The sequence below is a fragment of the Novosphingobium sp. 9U genome, assembly GCF_902506425.1.
Classification (GTDB): Bacteria; Pseudomonadota; Alphaproteobacteria; order Sphingomonadales; family Sphingomonadaceae; genus Novosphingobium.
Genome location: NZ_LR732469.1, coordinates 657,394 through 673,598 on the forward strand (window position 1 = coordinate 657,394; position 16,205 = coordinate 673,598).

The window sequence follows — 16,205 nt, forward strand, 5'->3', positions numbered from 1 at the left end:
TCCATATGCGGGCAGCAACATTCCGCGGGACCGATGCTGAGCTGCAACACTAACCGGCCGCGTTGTCAGCGCTTGCCTCGCGGGCCTTCCCTCTTCCAGCGTGACCAGGTTCCGGCTGTTCCGATCGCGCTCTTGGCTCGCGAACTTCCGACACTTACTTCCGCGCGTCGATCACCGCTCAAAGCCACGTATCCGGCGCATGAGAGGCCGATCTGGAGCGAACCCGTCGTTCTACCGAAGCAAGGCCAAGCGCAAATCAGACCATTTGCATAGCCAGCAGCATATCTGCGAGCTCATCCTTGCGGAACGGCTTGGTCAGTCGCGGTAAGTCGGCGTCGACGCCTTCGAGCTCGGCATACCCTGACACCAGCAAGACGGGCAAGTTCGCGTTGCCTTGCGCGACATGACGCGCAAGCTCCGTTCCGGTCATCCCGGGCATGAGGTGATCGGTAACGACCACGTCAATCGCTTGTCCTTCATCAAGAACCCTGACTGCCTCCTCGGCCGACTTCGCCTCCACCACCGCATAGCCCAAGTCGTTCAGCATGTCGGCCGTGCTCATCCGTACCAAGTCTTCGTCGTCGACCAGGAGCGCCACACCTCGGTGCTCGCCCCCCTCATCGTGACGCCTGCCATTCGCCGGCTTTTCAGGAGCGGCCAAACTGATGGGCAGCCACATGTCCACTTGCGTACCTTGGCCAAGGCGGCTCTCGATTGCCATGGCGCCACCAAGCTGGGACACGAGCCCGTGAACCGAGGATAGACCCAGGCCAGTGCCCTTGCCAATGCCCTTGGTCGAAAAGAACGGTTCCACCGCTCGTCCGAGTGTCGCCTCGTCCATGCCGCTGCCGGTGTCCGCCACGGAGATACGGACGTACGATCCAGGCCTGGCACCCGACCTATGACCAGCCGCTATCCTCTCGGACGCTGCAGAAATGCGCAGACTGCCGCCATTGGGCATGGCGTCCCGAGCGTTCACGGACAGGTTCAGCAAAGCCATCTCGAGCTGATTGGGATCTGCCTTTGCGGGCATTAAATCATCGTCCGCTTCGACGGCAACTGAGATCTGAGGTCCGGTGGTGCTCGCAATGAGTTCGCCCATGCCTGAGACCAGCTTGGCTACATCGACCGCGACCGACCGTAGCGGTTGCCTGCGCGCGAAGGCAAGGAGGCGCTGCACCAGGATCCTCGCGCGCTCGGCCGATTGCGCTGCTCCGGCGATCAGGCGCTGTTCGCGCTCGCCGCCCACGCCTTTTCGCTGCAACATGTCGAGCGAGCCGACAATCGGCGTCAGCAGATTGTTGAAGTCGTGTGCGACACCGCCGGTGAGCTGCCCCATCGCTTCCATCTTCTGGCTTTGCCGAAGCGCGTCGTGTGCTTGCTCGCGCTCGGCGATCGCCTCGGCAATGCGAGCTTCGAGCGTCGCGTTGAGTTCGCGCAGGGCTTCCTCGGCGCCTTTGCGTGCCGTGATCTCAAGGGCGGTGCCGGCGACGCGAAGACAGCGGCCGGACGCATCGAAAACGCCGCGTCCTTTGGCTGCGACCCAGCGGACGACGCCGTCTTCCTTGCCGATCGTCCGATAGTCCACATCGTAGAGCGCGCGTTTGTCCGGGTCGGCAGCGGCGAGGTAGGCTGCGGTGGTCGCCTCGCGATCTTCAGGATGCAAACCGTTGTAGAAGTCGTCCATGCTCACCGGCACGTCGGCGGAGATCCCGAACATCGCTTTGGTTTGCGCGGGCCAGACAAGCCGGTCATTGATGACATCGACATCCCAAAAGCCGATTTCCGCGTTCTCCACGGCCAGCCGCAAGCGTTCTTCGCTCTCGCGCAGGCGGGCCTCGGCGCCGACATGCTCGACGTGAGCCCAGCACCGTTCGACCACTTCCCTGACAAGGGATATCTCACCCGGCGTCCAATCCCGGGCCTGATGATGGTGAACCGCCATCATGGCCGCGAGCCGCCCTTCCTTCACCAGCGGACAGCAGATGATGGCCTCGATACCGATCGCCTGGAACATCTCGCGCCCCTCGCCGGGCTGGAGCTCCGCGCTCACGTCACGCACCACGAGTGTTTGCCCATGCAGCATATCGTCGACCGCGCGTGGACCGAACAGAGCGAGGCTGTAAGTGCCCGCCGAGCTTGCTATGCCGGGCGCGCTGTAATCGTTCCGGATCCAGAAACGGTCGTTGTCGACATCGACGTCGGCATAGGCGCAACGAGAGACTTCCAGCTTGTCTCCAAGTATCTGCGCTGCGGCTTGCATCGCAGCCGACGCGTCTGGCGCGGCGATGAGCCGCTCCTCCAAGGCACCGAAGAAGCGTAGACGAGACTCGCTCTCCCGCAATGCCGCTTCGGCTTCATGCTCGGCAGTGCGGTCTCTGAAGATCTTGACGTATCCGCCGTTCCCTTCGGCCAAGGGCATCGTCAGCCCGGAACCCCAGAAGCGGCTTCCATCCTTGCGCACGTGCCATCGCTCGTTCGTGGCGCGACCTTTGGTGGCCGCGTCATGCATCTCGCGCTCGGGAACAAGAGCGAGCCTGTCCTCCGCCGTGAAGATCAGCGCTCCGGGGCGGCCCAATGCTTCCTTCGCCGGATAACCTGCGAGCCGTTCAGCTCCGCTGCTCCAGCCGCTGATGTTCCCCGCCTCGTCCAGGGTGACGATCGCGAAGTCCTCCGCGCCTTCCACGATCTGGCGGTAGCGCGCCTCGCTTTCGCGCAAGTTGCTCTCCATCCGCGCTCGCGAGATGAGGATACCGGCGGTGCGAACGACGAAGTCGACGATTGCGAGGTCTGCGGAGGCAGGCTCGCGTGGTTCCCGGTAGTACATCGCGAATGTGCCAAGCACCTCGCCACGCACCGATGTGACGGGGAGCGACCGGCAGGCTCTAAGGCCATGCTGCAGCGCCAGCTCGCGATAGTCGGCCCATAGCGGATCGGTGGCGATGTCAGCGACAAGGACAGGCTCGTTGCGGTGGACGGCAGTGCCGCAAGAGCCCTGGCCTGACCCTACCTCCAACCCGTCGATTTCCTCGCTGTAAGCAGCCGGCAAGCTCGGACCAGCGCCATGGCGCAGGCGAAAACCGCTTTCGTCCAGCAGTAGGATCGATGCGATCACTCCCGACTGCGAAAGCTCCTCGACCTCCAGGACGAGAGCTTCCAGTGTCGACTGGAGGGGGGCTTCCGAAACGGCGAGTTCAAGGATGCGGTTCTGCGCCGCACTTAGCGCCGCGGCATCTCGCACCTGATACTGGCGAGCCCTTGCCTTTAGCGAGGAACGGACCGCTCCCAGCATCGCCTCGGCGTGCAGCGGTCGTTCGAGCAACACGACGTTCCCGAGCTCGGCCAAGCGTTGCGTCGCAGCTACCGTGCGCGGCGAACGTGATCCGTTCGCCAGCACAACGAACGGTATGTCGGACCAGGTGGCTTGACCTGCAACCCATGCCGCGATCGCCGCAGGTTCGCTGCCGGCAAGCGCCTCTTCGGTCAGGAGCACGGCACCGGCCCCCTCCGACATTCGGTCCACCAGGTCCGCCTGATCCGAGCAGATGCGCGACGCGATCGCGTTGCGGGCAAGAAGTGCGGCCGCAGTCGCGGCGTCACGGCCACGCGGTGCGAGGATCAGGACGCGATCGTTCATGCTAGCTGCGCAGCGCTCCCGAACCGGTCTCGCCGCGGCTTGCCATCAAGGTCTTGGTCTCACCCGAGAACGTGGGCACGCCGGTCAGGACACCCTGGAAGTCGTTGAGCGGCTCGCCCAACACGAGCCCGCCGCGGTCGATCTGAAACTCACGGATCGTGCGTTCGTGACGGGCCGTGCGCGTCTTGATCACCGAGATCGCCTGCCGAACCTCTCCGCTCGCCTCGAAATAGCGCAGCTGAACGACGGTATCGGAGAGATAGCTCAGATCCACGTCCGACCGGATATCTCCTGTCACGCCGTGCAGGCCAAGGATGAGCAGACTGATCACTCCCTTCTGACCAAGATAGCTGAGCATCTCGTGCATCTGGAGCACAAGGAACTGCTCGTTCGACATCGACTGCAAGTAGGCATTCAGGCTGTCGACCACCACCACCGTTGCATGGTGGCTCTCCACCGCGTCCCGCACCGCAGCAGCGAATTCGCCGGGCGACATCTCGGCCGGATCTATCGCACGAACCTGTAGCTGACCACTCTCGAAGTAAGGCCGCAGATCCATGCCCAGTGAAGCGCTTCTCGCCAGAAGTGTCGGCAGGCGCTCGTCGAACAGGAAATAGGAGGCATTCTCGCCGCGCTTTAGAGCAGCGATCATGCATTGGACGCACGCCGTGGTCTTGCCGACACCTGCCGGCCCGGTGAGCAAGGTCGACGTTCCGGGCACAAGTCCGCCGCCGAGCAAGGCGTCGAGCGCCGCTGAGTTGGTCGTGGCCGCACCGCCGATGTCGGCTCCTGCGTGCTCGGACGCAACGAGCCGAGGAAACACGCGCAAGCCACCCCGCTCAATCTCGAAATCGTGATAGCCGCCGCGAAACGGCACGCCGCGCATCTTCACGACGTGGAGGCGGCGCCGCTGCGCGCCGAAGCTTGCCAAGTCCTGATCGAGAGAGATGACGCCGTGGGCAATGCTGTGGAGCTGCAGATCGCTGCCCGTGGCGCCTTTGTCGTCCAAGATGAGAACGGTGCACTGGCGCGTCGAAAAGAAGTGCTTCAATGCCAGGATCTGGCGGCGGTAACGGACAGGGCTTTGGGCCAGCAAGCGTAGTTCGGAGAGGCTATCGAGCACGACCCGCCTGGGCCGAACTTCGTCCACTTTGGCCATGATGTTGCGAACGGTCTCGCCCAGCTCGACCTCGCTAGGATGCAGTAAGGTCTGTTCCTGGTCGTCGGCAAAGCCGTCCGGCGGCACCATCTCGAATAGCCGAAGGCTGTCCAGCGACCAGCCGTGCGACTGGCCGACGGCGCGCAGTTCTAACTCGGTCTCTGCAAGGGTGATGTATAAGCCCGTCTCATTATGCGCCGCCCCTGCGAGTAGAAAGCCCAGCCCAAGCGTCGTCTTGCCTGTTCCGGGTGTCCCTTCGACCAGGTACATGCGCTCAGGTGTGAGCCCGCCGTTGAGGATGTTATCCAACCCCGGGATGCCGGTGGATTCCAACGACGGCATTGAAGCGCTCGGCGACATTCTCGACCTCCAGTTATCGGCGATCGCCTGATGATGCGACCATCACGATTCCTCCAAACCGCGCCAGTGGTCGCTTTTCAGGCATCGGCAAACAGAACAACGCACGAGGAGCGTATCAGAGCCCGATACGTTCCGGATGTGTTTGTCCCCGAGGTCACATAGCTCCAGCTTGACGAGGATCCCGAGCGATGATGCCAGTAGAACGCCACGCCACTTCATCGCCGAACGAGTATAGCGGCCGGATGGCTTATTTGGGTTGAACCTGCGGGCAAACCGAACATCTCACGCGCAGATTCACACAGCTGCAGCCTCGCGCGGACCTGCCTGCACCGGAACTGCGCATGCCGCTCTTGACCAACAAGCTTGCGCGCACCGACCCGTCAGCAGACACGCAGGGCACTTGGCCATCCCGCGAGACCTACCACTCGTTCATCTCGCTTCGCCAGCGGGTATCAATCACCATCGGCGACCTGAGCTTCGGCCACTTTTACCAAGGGTTGCAGCAGATGCCCTTCACCGGATTCTCTGGTTGAGAAAGGGCAGGTCCGGGCTCGCCGTTCAATCGGCAGTTGCGAGGCAAACGGACCGAAATGGCGTGCATTGAACATAGCATTGATCCTGGAATTGCACCTACTTACACGCTTCCATGCTCTGCATGGCGAGCGTGACTATCCGCGGCAGGCTCTTGGCACGCTCGCGGGCATGCTCGGATGCGGCGGTTCCCCGTAGGACGCGACCCTTTATGCCGTGGAAGATCGCAGCGAGGCGGAAGAAGTTGAAGGCGATGTAGAAGCCGTAATCGGCCTGCGAAATCAGCGGACGCTGTACGTTGCGGCAGTAGGCAGCGCAGTACTCCTCCTCCGATGGGATGCCGAGCGCCGCGAGGTCTGCGCCGCTCAATCCAGCGACGATTTCGGGCGGCATGCGGAACATCATGGCATGGTAGGCGAAGTCGGCCAAAGGGTGTCCCAAGGTCGAGAGTTCCCAATCCAGAACCGCTAGCACTCGCGGCTCGGTGGGATGGAAGATCATGTTGTCGCAGCGAAAGTCGCCATGAACGACACGGGTCTCGTCTCCCGGGGGGATGGCCGTGGGTAGCCACTCGATCAGCCGATCCATGCCCTCATCTCGCCCTGCCTCCTCGTCGGCGAGGTATTGCTTGGACCAGCGAGCTATCTGACGCTCGAAGTAGTTCCCGGGCTTTCCATAGTCGGCTAAGTTGATCGCCCCCGGGTCGAAGCGATGAAGTGCAGCGATCGTCTCGTTCATCGCCTCGAAGTAGGCGCCGCGCTCGGCTCTGCTCACGTCGGGAAAGGTAGCATCCCAGAAGATGCGGCCTTCGACCATGTCCATGACGTAGAACCAGCTGCCGATCACGGTGTCGTCAGTGCAAAGCCCGAACACATGCGGCACCGGAAAGCCGGCGCGACCGACCGCGGAAAGCACTCGCGCCTCGCGCTCCACGGCGTGCGCTCCCTTGAGCAACGGCCCAGGGGGCTTGCGCCTCAAGACGTAGGAGCGCAGCGGCGTCACCAGCTTGTAGGTCGGGTTGGACTGCCCCCCCTTGAACTGCTCGACACGCAACGGTCCGGCATAGCCAGCGACGTGCTCAGCCAGCCACGCTGCCAAGCGTGCTTCATCGAAACGATGCGTCTCGCGCACATCTGTGGTCCCGGCGTTGGCGGCCGCGTCGAGCATTACACGGGCGCTCCTTGCTGCTGTGCCGCCTTCCAATCGCGCTTGATCTTCTTGGCGAGGCTCCACTTGTGGACTTCGGTTGGCCCATCGTAGATGCGGAATGCGCGTATTTCGCGGAACACCTGCTCGACGATGGTGTCGGCCGTGACGCCCGAGCCGCCCATGACTTGCACGCAGCGATCCGCCACCCGCATGAGCGCTTCGGATACGGCGACCTTGGTCATCGAGCTTTCCGCCGTTCCGAGTGCCCCCGTGTCGAGCACGTCGGCGCACCATTCGATCATCAACTCGGCTTGGCGTAGATCGATGAGGTTTTCAGCCAACATAAAGCCGACACCTTCGTGGTCGATCAGGAGCTTGCCGAAGGCCATGCGCCTGTTGGCGTAATCGGTCGCGATCTCGTTGGCGCGCACGCAGGCACCCAGCCAGCGCATGCAATGTGAAAGCCGCGCTGGGCTCAGCCGCACTTGCGCGTACTGGAAGCCTTCGCCCGCTTCTCCCAGCATCTGGTCGGCGGGCACGCGCAGGTTGTCGATCGTCACAACGGCATGGCCGCCAGGCATGGAGCTGTCGATCGTGTTGGGCACATGATCGATGCGGATCGCCGGGTCAGGCAAGTCGACAAGGAACATGCATGCGCCCTCCTCGGCCTTGGCCATGACGATGCCGACTTGCGCGCCTTGCGCGCCGGTGATGAAGGCCTTTCGGCCATTGATAAGCCAGTGATTGCCGTCACGACGGCAAGTGGTGCGCATCATCGAAGGATCGGATCCGGCACCGCCTTCGCTTGCGGGCTCGGTCATGAAGAAGGCGGAGCGCGCACGGCCTTCGACCAGTGGTCTGAGGAACCGTTCCTTTATGTCCGCCGAGCCCACCTTGCCAAGAAGGTACATGTTGCCCTCGTCAGGCGCGCCCGTATTGCAGGCGAGCGGTCCTAGTGGTGACAGCCCTGTGCGCTGGAGCACGATGGCGGTTTCGCGCTGCGATAAGTGGCTGCCGTCGGGCAGGATATGCGGGGTCAAGACGCCGGCTTCTCTTGCTTTGTCCTTAAGCTCGGCGACGAGTTCCTCAGTGGGGCAATCGTGATGATCGCGGCGAGGATCGCGCTCATAGGGAACCACGACGTCGCGAACGAAAGCCTCGACGCGGCTTGCGATCTTGGCAGTAACTTCAAGGCCGGCGCCACTCAACTGATTGCTCCTTGATTGACCGTCGAAGAGGCCGCGACCCTGAGGTCGCGGCCGATTAGGTCGACGGAGCTTAGAAGTCGTAGCCGACGGTGATGCCGTAAGTTGCCGGGCGCGCCGCGTAGCGCACGATGGTGTCCTGACCGGCAACGACATTGGTCCAGTAATACTTTTTGGTGATGTTCTTTCCCCAGATGAACGCACGCAAGCCCGCATCCGAAGTCACGCCCAGCTGCCCGTCCAGCAGGGTGAAGGCACCGATCTTGTAGTCAGGCGTTTCACCCACGATTGCATAGGTCTTGCTGCGATACGTGAGCTGCGGGCTGATGAAGGCCTTCAAGCCGTTGCCGATCTCGGTTTCGTAGCGGGCGTTGGCGCCGACTTGCCATTCGGGCGTGAACGGCACGCTCGAGCCGGCGAAGTCTGCGGTGACACCGCCGGCATTGACGCCGGTGTAGCGGTCGATCTTCGACTTCACGTAGACGGCCGACGCGGTGAGGCTCAGGCCGTCCGTGGGGCGGGCCGTCACTTCCAACTCGCCGCCGTAAAGGTGTGACTTGGGGATGTTGATCAGCGCGTCGAGCACACCGAAAGTAGCGTCGATCAGCTTGGACCTCAGCTGCTTGTCCTTGTAGTCCATGTAGAACACGGCGCCGTTCACCTGCACCGCACGATCGGCAAGCGTCGCCTTGAAACCGCCTTCATAGTTGACGATCGATTCCTGCGTAGCCGGCGGGTATTGCAGCGTGGAGGATGCGTTCAAGTTCCCGAAGCCGCCAGCCTTGTAGCCCTTGGCGATGTTGACATAGAATAGCAGGTCGCTGTTCGGCTTGTAGTCAATGCCGCCGCGCCAGGAGACATTGTTCTCCTTCAGCTTGCCGAAGTAGGGCTCACCGTTGAAGAAGTTCTCGTCCAACTGGAAGCAGTCGTTGATGCCAAGCGCAGGACGGTTGGGATCACCCGACAACAGGCGCGAGAACACGGTGAAGAGTGCCGCGGTGCCGCCATCTCCGCCATCATGGTTGCAGATCTCTGCGGTGCGGTTCGACTGGGTGTAGCGTAAACCACCTTTCAGCGTCACCGTGGGGGTGATATCCCATTCGACGTTGCCGAAGCCTGCGTAGTTCTTCATCCGCTGGACGGAGTAGTTCTGGCTCGAGATGATGCCAAAGTTGTAGAACGCGGATGAGTCCGCATAAAGCAGGCGCTCGTCGTAATCGACGGCGTCATGACTATAGTTCGCACCGACGACCCAGCGCACGCCCGCGCCGCTGCCATTCGAAACGCGCAGCTCTTGTGAGAAACTGCGGATCTTGCCCTTGTAGGGATCGAGATCGATATCGGACAGCGCTGTGCCGTCCTGATCCATCTCGCCGCGCTCCTTGAAATGCGTATACGCCGTGATCGAGGTCAGCGTGAGCCCGTCCGCGAACTCCCAGTCGCCGCGCAATGCTGCCTGCTGCAAGTCGCGCTTGCCGTACATGCCATTTTCCGGACTCCAGTCCGCCGCGCGTGGCTTCAATGGCGAACGGGGATAGTTGAGCACGGGCGCCGTGTTCGACACTGCCTGTTGGTTGAAACGGTAGTACTGCACTGCCTGCGGATCGCTGCCGTCGTGCCAGGCATTGAGGTTCAACTCAAACTTGAGCGTGCTCGACGCTTCCCAGTCCAGCAACAGGCGCCCGGCGAGCTGCCGCGTCTTGCCGTTTTTGGCATCGCGCGTGTAGCTGCGCTGCCACTCGTCGGCACGCTCGCCGCGCACGGCCAGGCGCGCGTTGAGTCCAGGCGCGAGCGGACCACTGATGAAGGCATTGCCGATGACATCGTTGAAACGACCATAAGTGAGGTCGGCACCAGCGGCAAAGTCGCTGGTCGGCTTGGCAGCGATGTAGTTGATTGCGCCACCGGTGGAGTTTTGTCCGAATAGCGTGCCCTGCGGCCCTTTGAGAACTTCGATGCGCTCAAGATCGAAGGCCGTTAGATTGGTCAAGATCGGAAACGGCAGCGGGACCTGATCGAGATAGACGCTATTCGCCGGGTAGGAGCCGAGGGAGGTATCGTAGAAGCCCACGCCGCGCAGCGTGTAGACTGGCGTATTGTTTGCGCTGTTGGTGTAGGTGAGACCCGGAACGGCTTTGGCAATATCATCCACCGACTGGATCTGCCGCTCCTGCAGCGCACTGGCACCAAGCGCGGTGATCGTCAGGCCAACGTCGTTGATGCTCTGCTCGCGCTTGTTGGCGGTAACCACGATTTCGCCGGTGTTGCGCGGCGACTCGGCAGCCTCTTGCGCTTGAACCGAACCCGCGGTGGCCATCACCGCCAGAGCCCCGAGGGACACGCTCGCCAGCGTGGATCTGCGCATCATACCCATCTTCAGGTTCTCCCCTGCCATGCGAGCGGAGGCTTGGCGCCCCTCATCTCTTCGTAACCGTCGTATCGAGCCGTACCTGCGATCTGTCAAGATCGTTTGACGATTTCGTGAAATGAGACTGCCGGATCAAATTGTATTGATCGTGGACGCATGAAGGTCATCGCGCTAAGCTCCTACAATTCACACACAAGGCGACGACAGGATGGCAACCCGGACAAGCGACAGGACCGATACCGACACTCTCGACACTGCGGCCGAAACCACGAAGGCAGATACAAACGTCGGCAGCGCGGCAGATAAGGTGTCGGAAGCCATCATTCGCGGCATTCGTGCCGGCGTCTTTGTTCCGGGACAGCACCTCGTCGAACCGGATCTGACGCAGCGCTTGGGGATCAGTCGGGGGTCCTTGCGCGAAGCGCTCAAGCACCTGGCCGCCGACGGGATCGTGACGCTCAACCGGTTCCGCGGCGCCTACATCGCTACCCTCGATCGCAAGGCCGTTCTGGACCTGTTGCAGACACTCGAGCCTTTGGCATCGCTAGCAGCGCGCCTCGCTGCCGACCACTGCGACACAGACGCGAAGCGTGCACAGATCATCAGTGCGGCAAACGCGATCGACGAAGCCAATCGCAGCCACAATCGCGCCCTTTATCTCGAACTTCGTCGGCAGTTCTATTCCGTGCTCGTGGCGATCGGCGGCAACGGCGAGCTGGAGCGTGCGATGCCACTGACCCGCACCGACCTGTTCCGCGCCCAGATCGAGTCGATCCAGTCCGAGAAGCAACGTGTCCGCCACGCGTCAGGCTATAGCAAAATCGCCAAGGCCGTAGCAGAAGCCAATCCGGCCGCTGCCGAGCGCGCCGTGCAGCGCCATTTCGCCGGCACGCGCAAGACAATCGAAGAATTGCCAGACTTGGCGTTCGCCAGCTTCAGTTCCTGAGCCAAGCGCACCGCGAAGCGGGGCCGCACAAAAAGCGATGCTTCGCTGATCTTGTTTTTTGCTAGACGAAATCGTCCGACGCTTTACACCTGTGATCGGGATTGGATAGCAGGGCTACAAGCCTATGATTCGGATCAGCGCGGTCTATGCGAACGAGCATGGCAGCCGCTTCGATACGCAGTATTACCAGCACCGGCACGAGCCGTTTGCGACCGATCTGCTGACGCCGCATGGCCTCTTGGGCCTACGCACGACGTTAGGTGAAGCCGCGCTGGACGGAGCGGCACCGCCCTTCTGGGCAATATCCGAACTGCTCTTCGCCTCACGCGAAGTATTCGACGCCGCCTTATCCCATTGCGGCGAGGCGCTGTTCGCCGACATCATCAACTACACCGATGTCGCCCCCACGCTGCAGGTCAGCGTGCTCGGAAGCGACTGGAACAAGGGAGCCTGACATGGACACGCAATTGCTGAACACGCCGACCCGCTACGTGCGCAATGCGATGGAAGACATCGGCATGATCACGGCACTGGACGAGTTCCTGAACCACCAGATTGTCGACACCTTCGCCTCCGTCAGCACTTCGGAACTGAGCTGGACCGAGAAGATCTGGACTGCGATTGTGCGCAAGGACGGCACTCTTGGCATCGATTTCGGGCTCGGCCGCTACCACAACCGCGGCGTGCTCGATGGCTGGGCTGCCGTATCACGCGGCAGCGAACAGTGGACGGTGCGCGCCAATCGCGAGTTGCGTGACGATCCGCTCACCACCGAAGTGGGGCCGCTGAGCTATGAGATCATAGAGCCGCTGCGCCAGGTGCGTTTCGCGTGTGCCCGCAACGACCAGCAGCCAATCGCCTACGACATCACCTTCACCGCCGAGTTGCCACCCTTCTTCGAGGACCGCCACAAGCAGAGGGAGAAAGATGGCTTCCGCATTGGCTCTGACGTCATACGCTACCATCAGGTCGGGGTGCCGTCGGGCTGGGTGGAGCTCGAAGGTGAGCGGATCGAGATCAACCCCGATGATTGGACGCAGTATCGCGATCATTCCTGGGGTACTCGGCTCGATGTCGGTGCGCACAATCCCGATATTCGCCCGACCTCCGACTTCGGCGACGTGAAATTCGGCGAAGGCGAATACGTGCTGATCTGGAGCCCGTTCATGCTGGTTTCGCCGAGCGGCGAAAAGATCGCGTACCACATGTACTTCCAGTCCAAGCAGGGCCGCATCTTCTACTCATCCGGCTATCGCAATCTTCCGGACGGCACGCAGGAGAAGATCGCCCGCGTTCGGCCCGAACTGCGCTTCGACGACGTGACGCGCCGACTGCTCGGCGGGCAATTGCACTTCGACATGCTTCAGGGCGGATCGCACACGATCGAGGTGGAAGTGGTGGGTACCTCGGGCGTGCACCTCGGGCCCGGTCTCTATCTCGGCTTCGACGGGCGCAAGCACGGTTCGTGGCATGGTCCTCTGACGGTGGAGGGCGAGAAGTTCGACAACACGCTCGACCGCAAGACGCTGGAGCGCATCCGTCAGCTCCGGGACTGCCCGATCAAGGTCACCGAAGGCGACTGGATCGGCTACGGCATCATGGAGACCATCATCCACGGCGAGCATCCCGACATGGGGCTCACCACCGCGAATTCGCTGGTCTGACCGCGATGGCGCGCGACACCGAGAAGCTGGCAGCGGGTCTTCGGGCCTGGCTGCCTCGCGGAGAGCGGATCACCGGGGTCAAGACCCTGTCCGCCGGTCACTCGAACGAGACTTACCTGGTTGAAGGGACCAATGAGATCCTGCGCATGCCGCCGTCGGAGGAAGGTTTGCTGCCGCCCTACGACATGGTGCGCCAGCATGCGGTCCTCTCCGCCGTCGCGGCCAACGCACCTGAGGTGCCGCTTCCGCCCGTGCTGGAACTTTGCGACGATCCGCGGGTGCTGGGTGATCCCTTTTTCCTGATGGGTTGCATCAAGGGTGAAGCTTTCGAGTACAGCGTGCCCGAGTGGCTTGCCGCTGACCCGGACGCCGGCGCCGACCACGTCTGCCGCCAATGGTTCGATGCGATCATCGCGCTGCACAACATGCCCGCCTCGGCAATGCCACCCGGTGCACGAACGGTGCAGCAGGAGGCGCAGCACTGGCTGGAGGTCGCACGCGGGGCGGACTCGGTGCCGCCACTGATCTCAGTGCTGGAGGACCTCGCTGCGCGCCCGCCACGAACATCGGGTGCGCCGACGCCGGTGCATGGTGATCCCAAGCACGGCAACTGCCTGTGGCACGAGGGCCAACTTACAGGGTTGCTCGACTGGGAAATGGCCCAAGTGTCGGAGCCGCTGCTGGACCTTGGCTACGTGTTGATGTTCCATGATCAGGGTGAGGCGTCGCTCGCCAACGCTGGCTTCGAGTTGCCGGGCTGGTGGTCGCCGCAACGCATGATCGACGAGTGGGAAGCCGGCACCGGCCGCACTGCCGTTGATGTGGCGCGCTATGGCGTGCTCGGCCAGGCCAAAGTGGCGGCGATCATCTCGGTGGGTGCGTTCCTGTTCAACTCGGGCCGCATCGCCGATCCACGCTTCCAGGCGTTCGGAGCGCTGATCCCATCCTATACCGCCTTGCTCGAACGGCGCGCCATGGCTGCTGGCTGATCTCCCCAACTCGCCCGCCCACAAGAGAAGGGGCAGGTCCGCGAAGGACCTGCCCCTTTTTCGTGCTCCGAGTGTGCGACCCTCGGGGCTTATGCGGCTTCGATCTCGATCAGGTCGTTGCCGAACTCGATGAGTGCTGAGGCGTCGACGAGCACTGCGCGGACCTTGCCGGACGCGGGGCTCAGGACCTCGGTCTTGCGCCCGAGCACATCGACCAGAGCAATGAGATCGCCAGCAGCCACTTGTGCGCCTGCTTCGCAATGCGGTTCGAACAGACCGAGGTGCGGTGCCTTGACCCTCGCAACCTGAGGCACGTCCCTGACCTGCTTCGGCTCCGGCGGGCCCGCGAGCAGCGGGTTAGGACCACCCTCCTTGCGGGCAAGGAACATCGTCCAGTCGGCTGAGCGGAAGAACAGGTCCTTCAGCGAGGATCGCTCGAACTGCAGGAGCATCGCGCGAATCTCGTGAATGGGCATTGTCGTCATGAGTCCTCCAAAGCGACGAGGAGGGCCGGCAGAACCGGCTCCGTGATCATCCGACTCACGCCCGCGCGACGCGCGATGCGGGCGATCTCGGCGTTGGCGAGCCCGCTGCCGCGTGCAGCATCCTGACCCTGCAATGCCGCGGCGAGTTGCTCGTGCGTACCCTCCGCAAGCAGGCGGTCGACATCGATGCCGTCGTCGCTCTCCGCAGGGCGCAGCACTTCGACGGCCGAGCGCTCACGCGCCCAACCGATGAGACGCGACAGGCGCGCATCGTCCTGCTCCGAGGGGACCTGTGTCTCCAGTGCGCCGGCGTAGACCTTACCGGTGGCGCCATCGACCGTGACAGTCTGGCCCGCCTTCGCAACCGCGCCGGCACCGACACCGACGACACAAGGCCGTCCCAATGCGCGGCTGACGACGGCAGCATGCGAAGTGGATCCGCCTTGCTCGGTGACGACTGCGCGCGCCGCGATCATGCCGTGGACGTCATCAGGGCTGGTCGTCGCGCGCACCAGGATCACCGCTTCGCCCGCAGCTGCGCGGCGCTCGGCCTCGTCCGAATCCGCGACCAGAACACCGGTGGCAACGCCGGGGCAAGCGCCCTCGCCGGTCGCCACGGTCTCAGCGCCGTCAGCCGCACCTGGCACCAGTCGTGGCAGCAGCAGCGTCGAGACCTGCTCAGCACTGACACGCGACAAAGCGGTGGCGGCATCGATGCGGCCTTCGCTCACCATGTCGACGGCGATGCGCACGGCGGCCTCAGGCGCCCGCTTGGCCGAGCGCGACTGCAGCAGGTAGAGCTTGCCCGATTGCACCGTGAATTCGATGTCCTGCACGTCGCCATTCTCGCGTTCGAGCATGTCGCTCGCCGCCAGCAATGCCGCGTGTGCCTGCGGCACATGCGCGTGCATGGCGTCGAGCGAGAGCGGCGTGAACTTGCCCGAGACCACATCCTCACCCTGCGCTCGTGGCAGGTACTCGCCATAAGGCGCGGGATCGCCCTGCAGCGGATTGCGACTGAATAACACGCCAGTGCCGCTCTGCTCGTCGAGGTTGCCGAACACCATGGCCTGGATGGTCACCGCGGTGCCCATGTCGTGCGCGATGTTGTTGTGATCACGGTAACGCCTCGCCCGGCGCGTGTTCCAGCTTTCGAACACTGCGTGGACCCCGCCCAGGAGCTGGCTTTGCACGTCCAGCGGGATCTCGCCGCCTGCCTTCGCGATCTCGCCACGCCACATCGCCGAGCCGCCCCCATGCTCCAGTTCGACCGGCTGCTTGAGCACGATCGCGCTGTAGAGCTCCAGAAAGCGTCGGTGCGTGTCGCAGGCGAAGTCGGCCAGCCCGGTCTCGGCCGCCAGTGCGGCCTCTCCGTCATCGTCGATGCCAAGGTTGAGCACCGTGTCCATCATGCCGGGCATCGAGATCGCCGCGCCCGATCGGATCGAGAGGAGCAACCGCTTGTCGCCGCCGCCAAAGGTGCGTCCGGTACGCTCCTGCAGCCAATTGAGGCCCTCCGCGATCTCCGCTTCCAAGCCCTCCGGCATGGCGCCGTGCTCCAGGTATGCGAGGCAGGCCTTGGTGGTGATCACGAAGGCCGGCGGCACGTCGAGGCCGAGGGCGGCCATGCGCGCCACCGACCAGGCCTTGCCGCCGATGAGCGCGCGGTCGGGCAGGCTGCTGCCGTCGAGCAGCGTGGTCCATTGCGCCAT

The 16,205-nt window shown here is 63.1% G+C and carries 12 protein-coding genes; 5 read left to right on the forward strand and 7 right to left on the reverse strand.

All coding sequences use genetic code 11. The features are described 5' to 3' along the window. Window positions 1–256: 256 nt before the first annotated feature. Both GV044_RS02990 and GV044_RS02995 read right to left on the reverse strand, forming a co-directional pair. Window positions 257–3,637 (reverse strand): PAS domain S-box protein, encoded by a 3,381-nt coding sequence (locus GV044_RS02990; RefSeq protein ID WP_159865252.1) that lies wholly within the window; start codon window positions 3,635–3,637, stop codon window positions 257–259. 1 nt (window position 3,638) lies between these two features. Continuing rightward, entirely contained in the window at window positions 3,639–5,156 is a 1,518-nt protein-coding gene (locus tag GV044_RS02995; RefSeq protein ID WP_159865255.1) for an ATPase domain-containing protein, read from the reverse strand. A gap of 341 nt (window positions 5,157–5,497) precedes the next feature. On the opposite strand from GV044_RS02995, the gene GV044_RS03000 reads away from it, so the two are divergent. Continuing rightward, a complete protein-coding gene (locus GV044_RS03000) occupies window positions 5,498–5,689 on the forward strand; it encodes a hypothetical protein (RefSeq protein WP_159865258.1) in 192 nt (63 codons plus the stop codon). A 97-nt stretch (window positions 5,690–5,786) separates the two neighbouring features. Here GV044_RS03000 and GV044_RS03005 read toward each other — a convergent pair whose 3' ends face one another. From GV044_RS03005 to GV044_RS03015, 3 genes are all read right to left on the reverse strand, one after another. Beyond that, a complete protein-coding gene (locus GV044_RS03005; protein ID WP_159865261.1) occupies window positions 5,787–6,854 on the reverse strand; it encodes a phosphotransferase in 1,068 nt (355 codons plus the stop codon). After that, window positions 6,854–8,044 carry an acyl-CoA dehydrogenase family protein gene (locus GV044_RS03010; protein ID WP_201298999.1) on the reverse strand — a complete coding sequence of 397 codons (1,191 nt, stop codon included), beginning with the start codon at window positions 8,042–8,044 and terminating at the stop codon, window positions 6,854–6,856. The genes GV044_RS03005 and GV044_RS03010 overlap by 1 nt, the downstream gene beginning before the upstream one ends. A 70-nt stretch (window positions 8,045–8,114) precedes the next feature. Next, entirely contained in the window at window positions 8,115–10,415 is a 2,301-nt protein-coding gene (locus GV044_RS03015) for a TonB-dependent receptor (protein WP_159865264.1), read from the reverse strand. 301 nt (window positions 10,416–10,716) lie between these two features. Here GV044_RS03015 and GV044_RS03020 point away from each other — a divergent pair, with 301 nt between their 5' ends. From GV044_RS03020 to GV044_RS03035, 4 genes are all read left to right on the forward strand, one after another. Next, the gene (locus tag GV044_RS03020) at window positions 10,717–11,355 is read left to right on the forward strand and encodes a GntR family transcriptional regulator (protein WP_159865267.1); all 639 of its coding nucleotides are present in this window, start codon (window positions 10,717–10,719) and stop codon (window positions 11,353–11,355) included. Window positions 11,356–11,479: 124 nt separating this feature from the next. Beyond that, window positions 11,480–11,809, forward strand: coding sequence for an EthD family reductase (locus tag GV044_RS03025; RefSeq protein WP_159865270.1), 330 nt, complete (start codon window positions 11,480–11,482; stop codon window positions 11,807–11,809). A 1-nt stretch (window position 11,810) separates the two neighbouring features. Further along, window positions 11,811–13,019, forward strand: a complete 1,209-nt coding sequence (locus GV044_RS03030; RefSeq protein ID WP_159865273.1) for a hypothetical protein — start codon at window positions 11,811–11,813, stop codon at window positions 13,017–13,019. Between the two features lie 5 nt (window positions 13,020–13,024). After that, a complete protein-coding gene (locus GV044_RS03035) occupies window positions 13,025–14,008 on the forward strand; it encodes a phosphotransferase family protein (RefSeq protein WP_159865276.1) in 984 nt (327 codons plus the stop codon). A gap of 89 nt (window positions 14,009–14,097) precedes the next feature. Here the strand turns inward: GV044_RS03035 and GV044_RS03040 are convergent, their stop codons facing one another. Further along, window positions 14,098–14,493, reverse strand: a complete 396-nt coding sequence (locus tag GV044_RS03040; RefSeq protein ID WP_159865279.1) for an acetyl-CoA carboxylase biotin carboxyl carrier protein subunit — start codon at window positions 14,491–14,493, stop codon at window positions 14,098–14,100. Continuing rightward, complete coding sequence (locus tag GV044_RS03045; RefSeq protein WP_236554645.1) at window positions 14,490–16,205, reverse strand: pyruvate, phosphate dikinase; 1,716 nt, start codon at window positions 16,203–16,205, stop codon at window positions 14,490–14,492. Before GV044_RS03045 ends, GV044_RS03040 begins: the two co-directional genes overlap by 4 nt.